We start from the raw sequence: 16329 nt of genomic DNA, 5'->3' as shown, positions 1-16329 counted from the left end.
GCCAGTCCGTGAGTCGGCCGGGGTTCGCGGACCGGGCGGCACCGCTTCAAGAGCCGCCCGATCCGCCACCTCCAGGGCCGGGTTCAGTGACCCCGGCCCGGCCATGGGGGGTTGTGGCCGAGTGGCCTAGTACGCCCGCTCCCGCATCCGGCGCCACCACATCAGGCCGCCGCCGATCAGCAGGATACCGAGCGCGCCGGCGCCGGCGGATCCGGCGATCAGCGCGGTGTTGTCGGAGGTGGAGGAACCGGCCGGCTGCAGGGCGTCACCGAGCTGGTTCTTGACGTCGGTGCCGCTGGCGGTGCCCTTGGCGAGCGGACCGCGCGAACCCGAGGTCGGCTCGGCCACGTACGGGAAGTAGTTCTCGAAGCCCTTGTCGTTCTTGTCGACCGCGTCGCCCAGGTCGTTCTTGGAACCGACGAGTTCACCCTCCATGACCTGGAGCGCGGCGTCGATCACGTCGTCGGTGAGCCGACGCCCGTTCGGGAAGCCGCCGTTGTCGCCGTCCAGGACACCGAGCCGCTTGGGGTGCTTGGTCGCCGGGATCGACGTGTTCAGGCGCAGCATCTCCGACGGAGTCGCGTACGGCTGCAAGGTGTTGAGGTCCTTGACGCCCGTGAGGAACACGCTGACGAGGTCGTTGCGCGGCTCGGCCGGCGCCTTGATCTTGTAGATCGCCTCGATGAGCTTCGGGATCTCCGGCTCGGTCACGTTCTTGAGGAACTGCGCGTCGTCCTTGGGCTGGGACGCGTTGAACTTGTCCTTGTCCTTCTGCGGGTTGACGACCTCGTTGACCAGCGGGTTGCCCAGACGCGAGACCTGGGAGTAGTAGCCCTGCGCGTTCCTGCGCTGGGTCGTCGTGTAAATACCCACGGTCGGGCGGGACTTCGACTGCCGGATCAGGTCGTTCGGCACCTGGAGGGCGATCGTGTTGACGTTGTAGCCCTTGAGGGTGTCGTTGCCGACCTCGGAGAGGTTGCCGCCGTACAGCAGGTCGAAGACGCGCAGGTCGGCGAAGAACGGGTCGTCGGCCTGGCCGGCGAAGGTCGCGCCGCCCTGCGAGGTCTTGTAGATCGCCTGCGAGCGCAGCTTCGCGTAGTCCGGCATCGACGCCTTGCCGACGTTCGACGGGGCCGCCGGGATGTCGTCGGCGATCCGGGCCTTGTACGACTGCTTGCCGTGCTTCAGCCGGATCAGGTCGATGTCGTAGGACTGCGTGATGTTGAGGTCGGGGTCGGTGAGGCTGGTCACCGGACCCGTGTTGTACAGGAACGTCTTCTTGTTCTTGATCTGCGTGCTGAAGGTGTAACGGAAGATCAGGTCGTCCAGTGCGTCACCGTTGTTGTCGATGTGCAGGTCGTACTGGGCGTCGTCCGCGAACTGGTAGAAGTTCGGGCCGCCGGCGGGCTCCTCGAACGGGATCCAGTTCGCCACGATCGTCGTGGTGTTCGCCTTGTCGGGGCTCGCGAACGCGTACAGGTCCGTGTTGTCGTACTGCGGAGTCCCCGAGATCAGGGGCGCCTCCCGGTGGGAGGAGGCCGAGGCCACTCCCGGTTCCAGCGCGGCCGTACCGGCGGCCGCGAGCCCCCCGGCGGCCAGCGCGCCGCATATGAGGGCCGCGATGTTCCTGCGCCCCGCACCGCTCCTGGAGATAGGTGTCATGCCGTCCGTCCTCAGTGCCAACTTGCCTGACGAACGCTGATTCGGAGCGGTCGGCAGGATGGATTGGTCGAATCCCAAACGTTCTTACGGCGGACTCGCACCCTCGTTTCAGCCGGAGCGGGAATCTTGTTTCGTCGGCCGCGGACCCGCGTTTCGGGCACGCTCATCCGTAACCCCATCCGGAGGTGCGTTCGTTGCGAATGCCTGGTGTGACAGGACGGGGCCCATGCGGGCGGGGAGAGGGGAACCGAGTGGAGGCGGACGAGCTTCTGGTGCTCGTCGCGGGCGGCGACCAGAAGGCATTCGAGGAGCTGTACGGACTCGTGTCCGGTCCGGTGTTCGGACTGGTCCGACGCGTCGTGCGGGACCCGGCGCAGTCGGAGGAGGTGTCCCAGGAGGTGCTGCTCGAACTCTGGCGCTCCGCGGGCCGGTTCGACCCCGGGCGCGGCAGCGCGCTGTCCTGGGTGCTCACCCTCGCCCACCGCCGGGCCGTCGACCGGGTCCGCAGCGCCCGCGCGGCCGGCGAACGCGAACAGCGCGAGGCCCAGCGCACCAACGGCCCCGCCTTCGACCACGTGGCCGAGGAGGTCGAGGCCGGCATGGAGCGCGAATGGGTACGCCGCTGCCTGGACCGCCTCACCGCCCTGCAGCGCCAGTCCGTCACCCTCGCCTACTACGACGGCTACACGTACCGTGAAGTGGCCGAGCGGCTCTCGCTGCCGCTGGGCACGGTCAAGACCCGGATGCGCGACGGACTTACCCAGCTGCGCAAGTGCCTGGGAGGTGTCGCATGAGTCTGTTCCGCCGAGAGGATCTGCACTCGCTCGCCGCCCCCTACGCGCTCGACGCCCTGGACCCCGCCGAGCGGGCCCGCTTCGAGAAGCACCTGCGCACGTGCGAGGTCTGTGCCGCCGAGGTGCGGGCGCTCACCGAGGACGCCGTCCGGCTGGCCTGGTCCACGGCCGCCCCGCCGCCGGCCGCGATGCGCGACCGGGTGCTGGCCGCCGTACGCACGACTCCGCAGGTGCCCCCGCCGGTGCGGGAACAGGCGCGGGAGCACACACCGCAACTGCCGCCGCACGTCTGGGGCGTTCAGCCGCCCCCGCGGCGCGTTCGCGAGCGCCGCCCGTTCTTCGTGCCGTTCGCCACCGCCACGGCCGCCGCGGCCCTCGTCGTCGCCTCGCTCTTCGCGGTGCAGGCGAACCGGACCCAGGACAAGCTGGACGCGGCGCAGTCGCAGTCGCGTGAGATCGCCCACGTTCTCTCCGCTCCGGACGCGCGGGCGAGCACCGGCAAGGACGCGCAGGGGCGGAGCATCGGCGTGGTCGCCTCGGCCGAGGAGGGGCGCGCGGTGGTGACACTGAGCGGATACGACGATCTGGCGAGCGACCGCGTGCACCAACTGTGGCTCATGCGCCCCGACGAGCAACCGCGCTCCCTCGGCCTGTTCAAGGGCGACACGCCCTTGGTCGCGTCCGGTCTCAACAAGTCGGCAACATCACTCGCTGTGACCGTCGAGCCGGACGGGGGCTCGGCGCAGCCCACCAGCCAGCCGATTGTCCAACTCGCCCTGAAATCGGTTGGATTCGGAGAGTGACGAGAGGGGAGTCGTCAACCTCCTTGCGGGGAAGGTGAATCCTGTGACCGCGATACACGAGTGCCCGGTTGGGGCGATAGGGTTACCCTGCCCGGGCCGGGTGGACTTGTACGGGTGGGGAGTGACATGGATCAGATAACGATGCACAGCAGGGCCAGGGTCCCTGCGATCACGTGCGGGAGCAGCGCGACCAGTTCGCGTCTCGACCGACATCTCTCGGTGCTGGCGGGCCCTGCCGTGCCGCAGCGGGAGACGGCGGAGGCGACCTCGCTGATGCTTGAGCTCACCGCTCGCGACACCACCAGGACCCGCAGCGACCAGGGTGCGCGCGTGCGCCGGGTCTCGCTCTTCGCTCCGCTGCGCAGGCTGCGGCGTTCGCTGTTCGGGGGCCGCTGAGTTCACCGGCGTCCCTCGACGCCGTCATCGAGGGACCATGCCCGGTTCGGCACGCCGTCCGGTCGTCTCTCGGTACCTCCCACCCACTCGGTACCGAGAGACAACACCCGGCTTTCCCATGCCCGTTGAGGTCAGCGCTCCCCGCGCGCGTACCGTCGCACCGCCGACGGCAGGAACACCGCGATCAGCACCGCGCACCACATCAGTGACCCGGCGACCGGATGTGCGACCGGCCAGGCCGCGCCCTCCGGCACCGGCGCGTTCCCGAACAGGTCCCGCAGAGCCGTCGTCACCGCGCTGATCGGATTCCACTCGGCGATCGTGCGCAGCCAGCCCGGCAGTCCCTCGGTGGGGATGTACGCGTTGGACAGCAGCGGCAGCATGAAGGTCGCCCCGCCCAGCTGCCCCGCCGCCTCCTCGCTGCGCGTGAGCAGCCCGAGGAAGATCCCGACCCAGGTCGTCGCGAACCGGAACAGCAGCAACAGCCCCACGGCGCCCACCGCTTCGAGGGCGCTCCCCTCGATCCGCCAGCCCACCGCGTACCCGACGAGCAGGAACGGCACGGTCCCCGCGGCGGTGACGACGACATCCGCGAGCGCCTGTCCGAGCGGTACGGCGGCCCGGCTGACCGGCAGGGTGCGGAAGCGGTCCATGACGCCTCGGTGGGTGTCCTGGGCCGCCTGGAACATGCCGGTCATGATCCCGTTCGCGGCCGTCGCCACCAGCAGCCCCGGCACCAGGAAGGGCCGGTACTCCCCGCCCGGCATGGCCAGCGCGCTGCCGAAGACGTAGCCGAAGAACAGCAGCATGCTGATCGGCATCGTCTGGGTCAGGATCAGCAGCCCCGGGTTGTTCCGTATCCGCCGCAACTGGCGGCCCAGCATGGCTGTTCCGTCGTACGCCAGCGCGCTCATGCCACTCGCTCCTCGAAGTCGGCGGTCAGTTGCAGGAACACCTCGTCGAGCGTCGGTGGCCGCAGGCTCGCGTCGAGCAACGGCACGCCCGCCGCGTCCAGTTCGCGCACCAGCCGCGGCAGGGTGAGCGTCGTGTCCCGCGCGACCGCGCCGACGGCCGCCCGCTCGCGGTCGAACGTCGGTTCAGCGCCGGTGAGTTGGTCGAGCACGGCGGCCGCCTTCACCAGGACGTCCGGATCGGCGACGACGACCTCGACATGGGTCCCGATGAGCGCCTTGAACTGTGCCGGCGTTCCCGTGTGCGCCACCCGCCCCCGGTCCACCAGTGCGATGTCGTCGGCGAGTTGGTCGGCCTCCTCCAGGTACTGCGTGGTGAGCAGCACCGTCGTGCCGTGCCCGGTGAGCTCGCGGACGGCGTCCCAGACGAGGTTTCGGCTGGCCGGGTCGAGGCCGGTCGTCGGCTCGTCCAGGAACAGCACCTCCGGACGGCGCACGAGGCTCGCCGCGAGGTCGAGGCGGCGGCGCATCCCGCCCGAGTAGGTGGACGCCGGCCGGTCGGCGGCCTCGGCGAGCCCGAACCGGTCGAGCAGCTCGCCGGCCCGGTCGGCCGGTCCGCGCACCCGGTGCAGCCGTGCGAACAGGCGCAGGTTCTCGCGCCCTGTGAGGTCGCCGTCGACCGACGCGTACTGCCCGGTGACGCCGATGCTGCGCCGTACCGCCGCGGCCTCCCGCACGAGGTCGTGCCCGGCGATCCGGGCCGAGCCGGCGTCCGGGCGCAGCAGGGTCGTCAGCAGCCGCACGGCCGTGGTCTTGCCCGCCCCGTTCGGTCCGAGGACGCCGCAGACGGTGCCCTTGGCGACCGCGAGGTCCAGGCCGCGCACCGCGCGCACCTCGCCGAACCGCTTCTCCAGACCTTCACTAAGTACAGCGTACGTAGTATCCATGCCCTGACCATAGCGCACTACGTACGCTGTACGTAACTACCATTGTGGGCGAGGTGATGATCGATGGCGGGCCGAGCGGCCGTACCCGAAGTGATCTGGGCCCGTCCCGAGCGGACGGGCCGGGGGCCGAAGCCCGCGTACAGCCGCGCGGACATCGCGGCGGCGGCGGTGCGGGTCGCCGACGCGGACGGCCTCGACGGGGCGTCGATGCGGCATGTCGCGGCCGAACTGGGCTGCGGGACCATGTCGCTGTACAACTACGTCCCCCGTAAGGAGGACCTGCACGAGCTGATGGTGGACGCGATCAGTGGCGAGCACGAGTTGTGGGAGCCGACGGGGGACTGGCGGGGCGACATGAAGCGGGTGGCGCACCAGACGCGTTCGCTGATGCACCGTCATCCCTGGCTGCCGCGGCTGATGTCACCGGTGTACGGGTTCAGCCCGAATGCCCTGCGCTACCTGGAGCACTGTCTGGCCTGTCTGGACTCGCGCGAGGATCTGACCTACGGCTTGAAGATGCAGTTGGTCGGCATGCTCAACGGTGTGGTGACGACGTATGTCGCCAACGAGTTGGCCACGGCTGAGCGGTCGCGGTCGCTGCCGTGGTCGCCGGAGCAGGAGGGTGAGGTGCGGATGGCGTATCTGTTCGGGCAGGTCGCCACGGGGGCGTATCCGCGGATGGCTGCCGCCTTCTCCGAGGATGCCGGGCCGATTGATCTGGAGGCGGTTTTCGAGCTGGCGTTGGAGAGGGTGTTGGACGCGTTTGCTCCGCGGGGGTGACGTTGTTTTGCGGGTGCGGGCCGCATGTGGCTGGTCGCGCAGTTCCCCGCGCCCCTGGGTTGGCAGGAGTTGCCGGTCAGATGAGTGCGAACTGTCCCTCTGGGCCTTCCTCGTGGTGGTCCAGCACTGTCGCCGGGTGTCGTGTCGACTCCGGGGGCGGGAGGATGCCCGCCGTGCGTAGCTCCTTTGCCGTGATGGTGTCCGGGATCGTCAACTCCTTCTGCTGATCCCTCACTTCCGCCAACAGGGTCAATACCGTGATGAGTTCCAGGAGTTCGGACGTCCAGCTCTGTTGCCAGCCGGGTGGGCGGATCGCCGCGAGGGTGCCTCGCTCCGCGTCCTCCGCCGTTCTCGCCGTGAACCAGTGCTCCAGGACCCGGGCTCCGGGGGTCGTCTCGAAGTCCCAGGCCTCGGGTGGGACCGGGGAGACTCGGCCCTCGTCCAGGTGGAGTGTCTCTTCCTCGCGGTCGTAGTGGACCGTGAGAGGGCGGGCCGGGAGCGGGGCGCGGACGTAGGGGCGGCGGCCGCCGGGGAGCTTGGGGCGGTCTCCGTCGCGGTTCAGGAGCCACAGGGCGCGGTGGCCCAACTCCACGCCCCGGGCCCACAGTTCGGGGTCCCGGGGGAGCGGGACGGTGAGGTCGGGGCGGATCGCCGTCAACGTCCAGGCCAGGAAGTCCACCGGATCGGGGGAGTGGCCGAGGTGGGCGAGCAGGCCGGGCGTCAGGTTGGGTTCCGTGCCGCCGGGGCGTCGGTAGAGCGGGCGGACGCGGCCGGGGCGCAGGATCGGGATCAGCCGGGTCGCCAGCAGGGGGGCGTCCGTTGTCTCCACCACGAACATCTGGTGCTCGTCCGCCACCCGCCACAGCTCGGGGCGGGCCGCGTCGATCAGCCGGTGGTCCGGGATGAGCCACTGCTCGTCGAACGCGGCGGCCAGTACCCGGACCGGCTCGGCGGACGGGCCGGTGGCGCGGAACAACTTCTCCGTGCCGCCCGGCTGTCCGGGCAACTGCCCCACGGCCGTGTGCAGGGTGCGTGAGCGGGTCGGCTCGAACAGGGCCTCCCGGTCCGGCCCCTCGGCCTTGACCAGGGTGTCCCAACGCGCCTTCAGGGAGGCCGGGTCGGGGCCCGTCGGCCACCCCCGGCCGAGCCGCGGCGGTGCGACGGACCACGGCATCAGGTCCGCCAGCGGCGGAGCGTCGTCGTGCGTCACGCTGGGCATCGTACGACGAGCCGCCGACAGGAAGCCTGGGCCGCCGGGCTCAAGTGGCGTCCAGCGTCACGGTGAAGGAGAAGCGGTCGCCGCGGTAGTGGATCACCGCCACGTCCAGCACCCGGCCCTCGGTGTCGTACGTGATGCCCGTGTAGTGCAGGATCGGGCTGAGCAGCGGGACTTGGAGCAGCCGGGCCGTCTCCGGGTCCGCGAGCCGGGCCTCCACGGTGTCCGTGATGCGGCTGATGTCCGCCCCGACGACGTCCCGCAGTACCTTCGTCATCGGCCAGCGCACCAGCTCGTCCGGGTCGAAACGGGCGGCCAGTTCGGGCCGGACGTGGTTGTGCGCGTGGTTGGTCGGCTCGCCGGTCTTCTCGTCGGCGCGCAGCCGGTGGTACGTCGCCACCTCGGCCAGGTCCGGGAAGTACTCGGCGAGTTCGGGCGGCACCGGTGAACTGCCGTGCGCCAGCAGCTCGGTGACCATGCCGGACTGCTGAGCCACGATCGCGTCGACCGAGCCCAGCAGCCGGACCGGCGTGCCCCGGCGGGCGGTCGGCTCGATGAAGGTGCCCCGGCGGCGGTGGCGCGTGATCAGGCCCTCGTCCTCCAGCTCCTTCAGCGCCTGCCGCATGGTCAGCACGCTCACCCCGTAGTGCCCCGCCAACTGCTCCTCGGTGGGCAGCCGCAGCGGGTCCTGGGGCGAGCGGCCCAGGATCGAGGCGCGCAGGGACTGCGACACCTGATACCAGAGCGGCAGCTTGCGGTTCAGGACGATCGAGTCCGGGGCGAAGGAGGTCACGGGCTATCCGTACCGGTCGTCCGCGATCAGTGCAATGGGCGGAAGTGTCGCTCCATGCCCTGCCACACGTCGTCGTAGTGCCGCTGGAGGTGCTCCGCGTGGGCCGCCTGCGGGGTCAGTGTCACCGGCCAGCGCGTCTCGAACATGAACGCGAGGCCGTCGTCCACCTTCTGCGGCTTGAGCTCCGCCGCGCTCGCCCGGTCGAAGGTCTCCCGGTCCGGACCGTGCGCCGACATCATGTTGTGCAGCGAGCCGCCGCCCGGCACGAAGCCCTCCGCCTTGGCGTCGTAGGCGCCCTCGATCAGGCCCATGTACTCGCTCATCACGTTCCGGTGGAAGTACGGCGGCCGGAAGGTGTCCTCGCCCACCAGCCAGCGCGGCGCGAACACCACGAAGTCCACGCCGGCCAGCCCCGGGGTGTCCGACGGGGACGTCAGCACCGTGAAGATCGACGGGTCGGGATGGTCGTACGAGATCGTCCCGATGACGTTGAAGCGGCGCAGATCGTAGACGTACGGCACCAGGTTGCCGTGCCAGGCGACGACGTCGAGGGGCGAGTGGTCGTAGGTCGCCGTCCAGAGATTGCCGCAGAACTTGTTGACCACCTCCACCGGGCCCTCGACGTCCTCGAAGGCGGCGACCGGGGCGTGGAAGTCCCGGGCGTTCGCGAGGCCGTTGGCGCCGATCGGGCCCAGGTCGGGGAGGCGGAAGGGGGCGCCGTAGTTCTCGCACACGTAACCGCGGGCGGACCCGTCGAGCAGCTCGACACGGAAGCGGACCCCGCGCGGGATCAGCGCCACGTGCGAGGGCTCCACGTGCAGCAGCCCGAACTCCGTGTGCAGCAGCAGTCCGCCGTGCTCGGGGACGATCAGCAGCTCGCCGTCGGCGTCGCTGAGGACGCGGTCCATGGACGCGTTGGCGTGGTAGAGGTGCACGGCCATGCCGGTGCGCTGGGTGGCGTCGCCGTTGCCGCCCAGGGTCCACAGGCCGGCCAGGAAGTCGGTGCCCTCGGCGGGAGCGGGGACCGGGTTCCAGCGCAGCCGGTTCGGGTCGGGCACGAACTCGGTGAAGGGGGCCGTGCGGATCGCGCCGTTGGCGGTGGGCGTGAACGCCGGGTGTGCGGCCGAGGGGCGGATGCGGTAGAGCCAGGAGCGGCGGTTGTGGGCGCGCGGCTCGGTGAAGGCCGTACCGCTGAGCTGTTCCGCGTACAGGCCCAGCGGTGCGCGCTGGGGCGAGTTGCGGCCGTCCGGCAGGGCGCCGGGCACGGCTTCGGAGCTGTGTTCGTTGCCGAAGCCGGAGAGGTAGGTCAACCCCTCCGCGGTCTTGCGGGCGTCCCCGGACATGAGCGCTCCCTTGCGGTCTGATTCCTATGTACCACCATAGGAATGCGGTTTCGCGGGCGCAAGAGGGCGGTCGGGCGGTCTCGTCCGGGGCCGGCCTCCTCACCAGGGAGGAACCAGAACCAGACTCCAGGGGGATTCGGAGTGTCGGACCGTTGTTCTAGTCTCCCGAGCATGTCGTGGTCACGGGGTCTTCTTGCCGCGCTCGCGGTCTGTGTCCTGCTGTCGACCGGATCCGCGGGCTGCGACAGCAGCGCTGCCCACGAGCAGAAGAACGGCGACTCGCCCTCGCCGGTGGGCAAGCTCCTCGACGACACCGACAAGGAGGGGCGGCACCTGCGTGAGGTCGACGGCAAGGGCGCGCCCGAGGTCGGCATCGAGGTGCAGCCGGACACCGACGACAGCTGGGACGTCCGGCTCACCGTCCAGCACTTCCGCTTCTCGCCGACCGGCACGAAGTCCCGGGCGGTGGCCGGGCAGGGCTTCGCCTACCTCTACGTCGACCACCACCTGGTGACCCGGCTGCGCGGCCCGTCCTACCGCCTCCCGGCCGAGCTCGTCCCGCGCGGCACCCATCACGTCACCGCCCGGCTGTACGCCGACGACGGGACCGTGTGGGCGGTCGACGGCAAGGCCGTGGAGAGCACCGCCGACATCACCGCGTCGGAGTCGGAGCCGGATTCGGGGGTGACGCCGAGCTCCACCGCGAACACCACGACGTTCGATATCCCGAACCCTGATCCGCATGCTGGGGGGCGAGCTTCACCCAACGGCGTCGGAACGGCATGATGAAGCCCGTGCCCCAAGCGACATCGCTACGCCGTGCGCCGGTACAGCGGCGCAGCGCCGAACGCCTGACCCGGATTCTCGACGCCTGTGCCGACCTTCTCGACGAGGTCGGCTACGACGACCTGAGCACCCGCGCCGTCGCCCAGCGCGCCGGCGTGCCCATCGGCTCGGTCTACCGCTTCTTCGGCAACAAGAGGCAGATGGCCGACGCCCTCGCCCAGCGCAACCTGGAGCGCTTCACCGAGCGCGTCACGGAGCGGCTGAAGACGGCCGGCGCCGGCGGTTGGCGCACGGCGATGGACGCCGTCCTCGACGAGTACCTGGCCATGAAGCGCACCGCGCCCGGCTTCTCCCTCGTCGACTTCGGCAACCAGATCCCGGTCGGCACCCGCCACGCCGAACCCAACCACCGGGTCGCCGACCGCCTCACCGAGATGCTCTCCGGCTACATCGACCGCGAGCCCGACGAGGATCTGCGCCGGACCTTCCTGATCGCCGTGGAGACCGCCGACACCCTGGTCCACCTCGCCTTCCGGATGGCCCCGGACGGCGACGAGAAGATCATCGAGGAGGCCCGGGAGCTGCTGCGGGCGTATCTGTCCCGGGTGCTCGACTAGGGGCGGCCCCTTTTTCGGCCGGGTCCGCGTCCCGACCGGTGTCCGCCTCCCGACCGGGTTCTACGGTCCTGGCGGCTCGCGGGTTTCCGACCTCACCCCCGAGAGGCCTCCCCTCCGTCCATACCGGTCGGTATGCTCACCGGGACAGGCACCGCTGCCCCCGGGAGGACCCGTGTCCCGCACCGCCCTGCGAATCTGCCCGTTGTGCGAGGCCACCTGCGGGCTGACCCTCACCATCGAGGGCACCCGGGTCACCGGCGCCCGCGGCGATCGCGACGACGTGTTCAGCAAGGGGTTCATCTGCCCCAAGGGCGCCTCCTTCGGCGCCGTCGACGCCGACCCCGACCGCCTGCGCACCCCGCTCGTGCGGCGCGACGGCGAGCTGCGCGAGGCCACCTGGACGGAGGCCTTCGACGCGGTCGCCGCGGGCCTGCGCCCGGTCGTCGAGCGGTACGGCGCGAACTCCGTCGGCGTCGTGCTCGGCAACCCCAACGTGCACACCGTGGCCGGCGGTCTCTACCCGACCGTCCTGCTCGCCGGGCTCGGCACCCGCAGCGTCTTCACCGCGTCCACGGTCGACCAGATGCCCAAGCACGTCTCCAGCGGACTGCTCTTCGGCGACGCCAACGCGATCCCCGTGCCGGACCTCGACCACACCGACCACCTGCTGCTCATCGGCGCCAACCCCCTCGAGTCCAACGGGAGTCTGTGCACCGCCCCCGACTTCCCCGGCAAGCTCAAGGCGCTCAAGGCGCGCGGCGGCACCCTCACCGTCATCGACCCGCGCCGCACCCGCACGGCCAAGCTCGCCGACCGCCACATCGCGATCAGGCCCGGCACGGACGCCCTGCTCCTCGCGGCGATGGCGTACACCCTTTTCGAGGAAGACCTGGTGGCACTCGGGGAGTTGGCGCCGCACGTCCAGGGCGTCGAGGAACTCCAGGACGCCGTACGGGACTTCACGCCCGAGGCGGTCGCCGAGGCCTGTGACGTCGAGGCCCCGCTGATCCGCACCCTGGCCCGCGAACTCGCGGCGGCCCCAACTGCCGCCGTGTACGCCCGGATCGGCAGCTGCACCGTCCCGTACGGCACGCTCGGCAGCTGGCTCGTCGACGTCCTCAACGTCCTCACCGGCAACCTGGACCGCCCCGGCGGCGCCCTCTTCCCGCTGGCGGCCACCGACCGGACACCGCGCCCCGCCGGGCCGGGGCGTGGCTTCCAGCTCGGCCGCTGGCGCTCCCGGGTGAGTGAACACCCGGAGGCCAAGGGTGAGTTGCCGCTCTCCGCGCTCGGCGAGGAGATCGACACCGCGACCCCGGAGGGCGAGCCGATCCGCGCGCTGATCGCCGTCGCCGCCAACCCGGTGCTGTCCGCGCCGGACGGCGACCGGCTCGACAAGGCCCTGGACTCCCTGGACTTCATGGTCAGCGTCGACCCGTACCTCAACGAGACCTCGCGCCACGCGCACGTCGTGCTGCCGCCGCCCCCGCCGTCGCAGAGCCCGCACCACGACTTCGCGTTCAACACCCTCGCCGTCCGCAACCAGGTCCGCTACACCCGCCCCGCGGTCCCGTTGGAGCCCGGCCGCATGGCCGAGACCGAGATCCTCGCCCGGCTGATCCTGGCCGCCACCGGCATGCACGGCGCCGACCCCGGAGCCGTCGACGCCATGGTGATCGACCAGACCCTCGGCAAGGCGGTCAGTGACCCCCACTCACCGGTCCACGGCCGCGACCCGCACGAACTGGCCGGCCTCCTGCACGGCGACACCGGTCCCGAACGCCGGATCGACATGATGCTGCGCCTGGGCCCGTACGGCGACGGTTTCGGCGTACGACCGGACGGGCTCGGCCTGGAGAAGCTGCTCGCGCATCCGCACGGCATCGACCTCGGACCGCTGAAGTCACGGCTGCCGCAGCCGCTGAAGACCGCGAGCGGCAAGGTCGAGCTGCTGCCGGGGCCGATCGTGGACGATCTGCCGCGGCTGCGGCGGGCCCTGCGGGAGCGCCCGGACGGCCTTGTCCTGGTCGGTCGCCGGCATCTGCGCTCCAACAACAGCTGGATGCACAACGTCCCCGCCCTCACCGGCGGCACCAACCGCTGCACCCTGCACATCCACCCCGAGGACGCCGAACGGCTCGGCGTGCGCGACGGGGCGCCGGTACGGGTGAAAGGCGCCGGGGGAGAGGTGACCGCACCCGCCGAGGTCACTGACGGCGTGCGCCGGGGTGTGGTGAGCCTGCCGCACGGCTGGGGGCACAGCCGGGCCGGCACCCGCCTCAACCACGCCTCCGTCGACCCCGGCGTCAACGTCAACCAGCTCCTCGACGGCAGCCTCTTGGACCCGCTCTCGGGCAACGCCGTCCTCAACGGAGTGCCGGTCGAATGCGCCGCCGTCCTGGCCCTGTGACCTGAGCAAAGCTGTGACCTGCAGTTTTGCGCTTATTGCTCACGCGTCAACGTCTTGTTAACAGCATTTGAACGGACCTAACGTCGTCGGACCGCCGTCTCCGGTGGGAGTTCAAGGGCGAACGTTAGGTATCCACTCATGCTGACCATCCTCGGCTTCACCATGATCGCGACCTTCCTGGTCCTGATCATGCTGAAGAAGATGTCGCCGATCGCGGCGCTCGTGCTGATCCCGGCGCTGTTCTGCGTCTTCGTCGGCAAGGGCGCCCACCTCGGCGACTACGTCATCGACGGCGTCACCAGCCTCGCCCCCACCGCGGCGATGCTCATGTTCGCGATCGTCTACTTCGGCGTGATGATCGACGTCGGCCTCTTCGACCCGATCGTTCGCGGGATCCTGAAGTTCTGCAAGGCCGACCCGATGCGGATCGTCGTCGGCACGGCCGTGCTCGCCGCGATCGTGTCCCTCGACGGCGACGGCTCGACCACCTTCATGATCACCGTCTCGGCGATGTACCCGCTCTACAAGCGCCTGAAGATGAGCCTGGTCGTGATGACCGGCGTCGCCGCGATGGCCAACGGCGTGATGAACACGCTGCCTTGGGGCGGTCCGACGGCCCGCGCCGCCACCGCGCTGAAGGTCGACGCCAGCGACATCTTCGTCCCCATGATCCCGGCGCTCGCCGTGGGCCTGGTCTTCGTCATCGCCCTCTCGTACGTCCTCGGGCGGCGCGAGCGGAAGCGGCTCGGGGTGCTGACACTGGACGAGGTGCTGGTCGACGAGAAGTCCACGGCGAAGGTCGTGGAGGAGGTCGAGGAGACCGAGACGGTCCTGGTGGGCGCCGGCTCGGGTACTGGCTCCGGCTCCGGCTCCGGCAAGTTCACCAAGCGTACGGGCGGTGCCGGCTCCGGTACGGACGCCGAACTGCCCGACGAGGACGACGAGGACGACGGTTTCAAGGGCCTCGACCCCAACCGCCCGACCCTGCGCCCCAAGCTCTACTGGTTCAACGCGCTGCTCACGGTCACGCTGCTCACCGCCATGATCATGGAGTGGCTGCCGATCCCGGTCCTGTTCCTGCTCGGCGCCGCCCTCGCCCTGACCGTCAACTTCCCGCACATGCCCGACCAGAAGGCCCGCCTCGGCGCCCATGCGGAGAACGTCCTCAACGTCTCCGGCATGGTCTTCGCCGCCGCCGTCTTCACCGGCGTCCTCCAGGGCACCGGCATGGTCGACCACATGGCCACCTGGCTGGTCGACAACATCCCCGACGGCATGGGCCCGCACATGGCCTTCGTCACCGGCGTACTGAGCATCCCGCTCACGTACTTCATGTCGAACGACGGCTTCTACTTCGGCATCGTGCCGGTGCTCGCCGAGGCCGGCAACGCGCACGGCGTCTCGACCCTGGAGATCGCCCGCGCCTCGCTCGTCGGCCAACCGCTGCACATGTCCAGCCCGTTGGTGCCGGCCGTGTACGTCCTGGTCGGCATGGCGAAGGTCGAGTTCGGCGACCACACCAGGTTCGTGGTGAAGTGGGCGGCCCTGACCTCGCTGGTGGTGCTCGTTTCAGGGATCCTGTTCGGCATCATCTGACCCACGTGACGGAGGACTTGACCATGGGGCCCGGCACGAACCGCGGCTGGCTGCTCCGCCTCGTCGTCGCCTTCAGCTTCGCGCAGGGGGCGGTGTCGATGGCCCGGCCGGCCGTGTCGTACCGGGCCCTCGCGCTCGGCGCGGACGAGCGGGCGGTCGGCGTCATCGCGGGCGTCTACGCGCTGCTCCCGCTCTTCGCCGCCGTACCGCTCGGCCGCCGCACCGACCACGGCCGCTGCGCGCCCCTGCTGCCCGTCGGCGTGGTCCTGATCGCCGGCGGCTGCGCGCTGAGCGGACTGGCCGACTCCCTCTGGGCGATGGCGATCTGGAGCGGGGTGATGGGCCTGGGCCACCTCTGCTTCGTGATCGGCGCCCAGTCGCTGGTCGCCCGTCAGTCCGCCCCGCACGAACAGGACCGCAACTTCGGCCACTTCACCATCGGCGCCTCCCTCGGCCAGCTCATCGGCCCCGTCGCCGCGGGGGCGTTGATCGGCGGCTCCGACATGGCCGGCAGCAGCGCGCTCGCCCTGCTCGTCGCGGGCGCGGGCGCCGCCGTGTCGTTCACGTCGCTGTGGCGCATCGAGGACCGTACGGTCGTCAAGTCCCGTACCCGGCAAGGCGATCGCGTGCCCATGCGGAGCATCCTGGGCGCCCGGGGTGTGCCCGCGGGCATCTTCGTCAGCCTCTCCGTGCTGTCCGCGACCGACATCCTCACCGCTTACCTGCCGGTGGTCGGCGAGCACCGGGGCATCGCGCCCTCCGTGATCGGCGTGCTGCTCAGCATCCGCGCGGCGGCCACGATCGCCTGCCGTCTCGTCCTCACCCCGTTGCTCCGACTCCTGGGCAGGGCCGCGCTGTTGACCGCGACCTGTCTCCTGGCGGGCCTGCTGTGTGCGGGCATCGCCCTGCCCGTACCTGTGTGGGCGATCGGTCTGATGCTCGCCGCGCTCGGCTTCTGTCTGGGCGTGGGCCAGCCCCTCTCCATGACGACGGTCGTCCAGGCCGCCCCCGACGCCGCCCGCTCCACCGCCCTCGCCCTGCGCCTGACCGGCAACCGCCTCGGCCAGGTGGCGGCCCCCGCGGCGGCGGGCCTGGTCGCCGGGGTCGCGGGCATGGCGGCGCCGTTCGTGATGCTGGGCGGGTTGCTGCTGCTGTCGGCGGGGGTCGCGGTGCGGGCGCCCGGCTCCCGAGGTAGGCCGGACGGGGGAGAACCGACGGGGCGTCGGGCGCTGCTCCCGCGATTCGCGCGGCGTATGTGAAAGAGAGTCAGACGAA

The 16329-nt window shown here is 70.7% G+C and carries 15 protein-coding genes; 9 read left to right on the top strand and 6 right to left on the bottom strand.

The window, feature by feature from the left end; all coding sequences use genetic code 11:
* Window positions 1–126: 126 nt before the first annotated feature.
* Window positions 127–1662, bottom strand: a complete 1536-nt coding sequence (locus tag ACWD5F_RS22320) for a DUF4331 domain-containing protein (RefSeq protein WP_451256580.1) — start codon at window positions 1660–1662, stop codon at window positions 127–129.
* 251 nt (window positions 1663–1913) lie between these two features.
* On the opposite strand from ACWD5F_RS22320, the gene ACWD5F_RS22315 reads away from it, so the two are divergent.
* The 3 genes from ACWD5F_RS22315 (at window position 1914) to ACWD5F_RS22305 (ending at window position 3655) form a co-directional block, all read left to right on the top strand.
* On the top strand, window positions 1914–2456 hold the full coding sequence (locus ACWD5F_RS22315) for a sigma-70 family RNA polymerase sigma factor (RefSeq protein WP_124002580.1): 543 nt from the start codon (window positions 1914–1916) through the stop codon (window positions 2454–2456).
* A complete protein-coding gene (locus tag ACWD5F_RS22310; protein ID WP_451256578.1) occupies window positions 2453–3259 on the top strand; it encodes an anti-sigma factor in 807 nt (268 codons plus the stop codon). Before ACWD5F_RS22315 ends, ACWD5F_RS22310 begins: the two co-directional genes overlap by 4 nt.
* 126 nt (window positions 3260–3385) lie before the next feature.
* Window positions 3386–3655 carry a hypothetical protein gene (locus ACWD5F_RS22305; RefSeq protein ID WP_401727551.1) on the top strand — a complete coding sequence of 90 codons (270 nt, stop codon included), beginning with the start codon at window positions 3386–3388 and terminating at the stop codon, window positions 3653–3655.
* A gap of 131 nt (window positions 3656–3786) precedes the next feature.
* Here ACWD5F_RS22305 and ACWD5F_RS22300 read toward each other — a convergent pair whose 3' ends face one another.
* Together ACWD5F_RS22300 and ACWD5F_RS22295 are read right to left on the bottom strand one after the other, a co-directional pair.
* Window positions 3787–4569, bottom strand: coding sequence for an ABC transporter permease (locus ACWD5F_RS22300; protein ID WP_451256576.1), 783 nt, complete (start codon window positions 4567–4569; stop codon window positions 3787–3789).
* The gene (locus ACWD5F_RS22295; RefSeq protein ID WP_451256574.1) at window positions 4566–5513 is read right to left on the bottom strand and encodes an ATP-binding cassette domain-containing protein; all 948 of its coding nucleotides are present in this window, start codon (window positions 5511–5513) and stop codon (window positions 4566–4568) included. The genes ACWD5F_RS22300 and ACWD5F_RS22295 overlap by 4 nt, the downstream gene beginning before the upstream one ends.
* Window positions 5514–5576: 63 nt before the next feature.
* On the opposite strand from ACWD5F_RS22295, the gene ACWD5F_RS22290 reads away from it, so the two are divergent.
* Window positions 5577–6293, top strand: coding sequence for a TetR/AcrR family transcriptional regulator (locus tag ACWD5F_RS22290; protein WP_451256572.1), 717 nt, complete (start codon window positions 5577–5579; stop codon window positions 6291–6293).
* 76 nt (window positions 6294–6369) lie between these two features.
* On the opposite strand, the gene ACWD5F_RS22285 is transcribed toward ACWD5F_RS22290, so the two are convergent.
* Genes ACWD5F_RS22285 through hmgA form a run of 3 tightly spaced genes read right to left on the bottom strand, consistent with a single transcriptional unit; the run spans window position 6370 to window position 9645 of the window.
* A complete protein-coding gene (locus ACWD5F_RS22285; protein ID WP_451256570.1) occupies window positions 6370–7512 on the bottom strand; it encodes a type ISP restriction/modification enzyme in 1143 nt (380 codons plus the stop codon).
* A 40-nt stretch (window positions 7513–7552) separates the two neighbouring features.
* Window positions 7553–8302: a GntR family transcriptional regulator gene (locus ACWD5F_RS22280; RefSeq protein ID WP_451256568.1), complete on the bottom strand. Its 750-nt coding sequence runs from the start codon at window positions 8300–8302 to the stop codon at window positions 7553–7555.
* A gap of 26 nt (window positions 8303–8328) precedes the next feature.
* Window positions 8329–9645 carry a homogentisate 1,2-dioxygenase gene (gene hmgA / locus ACWD5F_RS22275; protein ID WP_451256566.1) on the bottom strand — a complete coding sequence of 439 codons (1317 nt, stop codon included), beginning with the start codon at window positions 9643–9645 and terminating at the stop codon, window positions 8329–8331.
* 171 nt (window positions 9646–9816) lie between these two features.
* Between hmgA and ACWD5F_RS22270 the strand changes: the two genes are divergently transcribed.
* From ACWD5F_RS22270 to ACWD5F_RS22250, 5 genes are all read left to right on the top strand, one after another.
* Window positions 9817–10431 (top strand): hypothetical protein, encoded by a 615-nt coding sequence (locus ACWD5F_RS22270; RefSeq protein WP_451256564.1) that lies wholly within the window; start codon window positions 9817–9819, stop codon window positions 10429–10431.
* A complete protein-coding gene (locus ACWD5F_RS22265; RefSeq protein ID WP_401727668.1) occupies window positions 10431–11048 on the top strand; it encodes a TetR family transcriptional regulator in 618 nt (205 codons plus the stop codon). Before ACWD5F_RS22270 ends, ACWD5F_RS22265 begins: the two co-directional genes overlap by 1 nt.
* Window positions 11049–11220: 172 nt before the next feature.
* Entirely contained in the window at window positions 11221–13458 is a 2238-nt protein-coding gene (locus ACWD5F_RS22260; protein ID WP_451256562.1) for a molybdopterin oxidoreductase family protein, read from the top strand.
* 138 nt (window positions 13459–13596) lie between these two features.
* Window positions 13597–15054: a CitMHS family transporter gene (locus ACWD5F_RS22255; RefSeq protein WP_451256561.1), complete on the top strand. Its 1458-nt coding sequence runs from the start codon at window positions 13597–13599 to the stop codon at window positions 15052–15054.
* A 23-nt stretch (window positions 15055–15077) separates the two neighbouring features.
* Window positions 15078–16313: an MFS transporter gene (locus tag ACWD5F_RS22250; protein ID WP_451256775.1), complete on the top strand. Its 1236-nt coding sequence runs from the start codon at window positions 15078–15080 to the stop codon at window positions 16311–16313.
* The last annotated feature ends 16 nt before the right edge of the window (window positions 16314–16329 follow it).

Source organism: Streptomyces sp. NPDC002499, assembly GCF_053595415.1.
This window is presented reverse-complemented; position numbering and strand designations above follow the sequence as displayed.

Coding starts and splice junctions, on each gene's coding strand:
- ACWD5F_RS22320 (WP_451256580.1), bottom strand. CDS start 1,662: ATGACACCTATCTCCAGGAGCGGTGCGGGGCGCAGGAACATCGCGGCC.
- ACWD5F_RS22310 (WP_451256578.1), top strand. CDS start 2,453: ATGAGTCTGTTCCGCCGAGAGGATCTGCACTCGCTCGCCGCCCCCTAC.
- ACWD5F_RS22305 (WP_401727551.1), top strand. CDS start 3,386: ATGGATCAGATAACGATGCACAGCAGGGCCAGGGTCCCTGCGATCACG.
- ACWD5F_RS22300 (WP_451256576.1), bottom strand. CDS start 4,569: ATGAGCGCGCTGGCGTACGACGGAACAGCCATGCTGGGCCGCCAGTTG.
- ACWD5F_RS22295 (WP_451256574.1), bottom strand. CDS start 5,513: ATGGATACTACGTACGCTGTACTTAGTGAAGGTCTGGAGAAGCGGTTC.
- ACWD5F_RS22290 (WP_451256572.1), top strand. CDS start 5,577: ATGGCGGGCCGAGCGGCCGTACCCGAAGTGATCTGGGCCCGTCCCGAG.
- ACWD5F_RS22285 (WP_451256570.1), bottom strand. CDS start 7,512: ATGCCCAGCGTGACGCACGACGACGCTCCGCCGCTGGCGGACCTGATG.
- hmgA (WP_451256566.1), bottom strand. CDS start 9,645: ATGTCCGGGGACGCCCGCAAGACCGCGGAGGGGTTGACCTACCTCTCC.
- ACWD5F_RS22270 (WP_451256564.1), top strand. CDS start 9,817: ATGTCGTGGTCACGGGGTCTTCTTGCCGCGCTCGCGGTCTGTGTCCTG.
- ACWD5F_RS22265 (WP_401727668.1), top strand. CDS start 10,431: ATGAAGCCCGTGCCCCAAGCGACATCGCTACGCCGTGCGCCGGTACAG.
- ACWD5F_RS22255 (WP_451256561.1), top strand. CDS start 13,597: ATGCTGACCATCCTCGGCTTCACCATGATCGCGACCTTCCTGGTCCTG.
- ACWD5F_RS22250 (WP_451256775.1), top strand. CDS start 15,078: ATGGGGCCCGGCACGAACCGCGGCTGGCTGCTCCGCCTCGTCGTCGCC.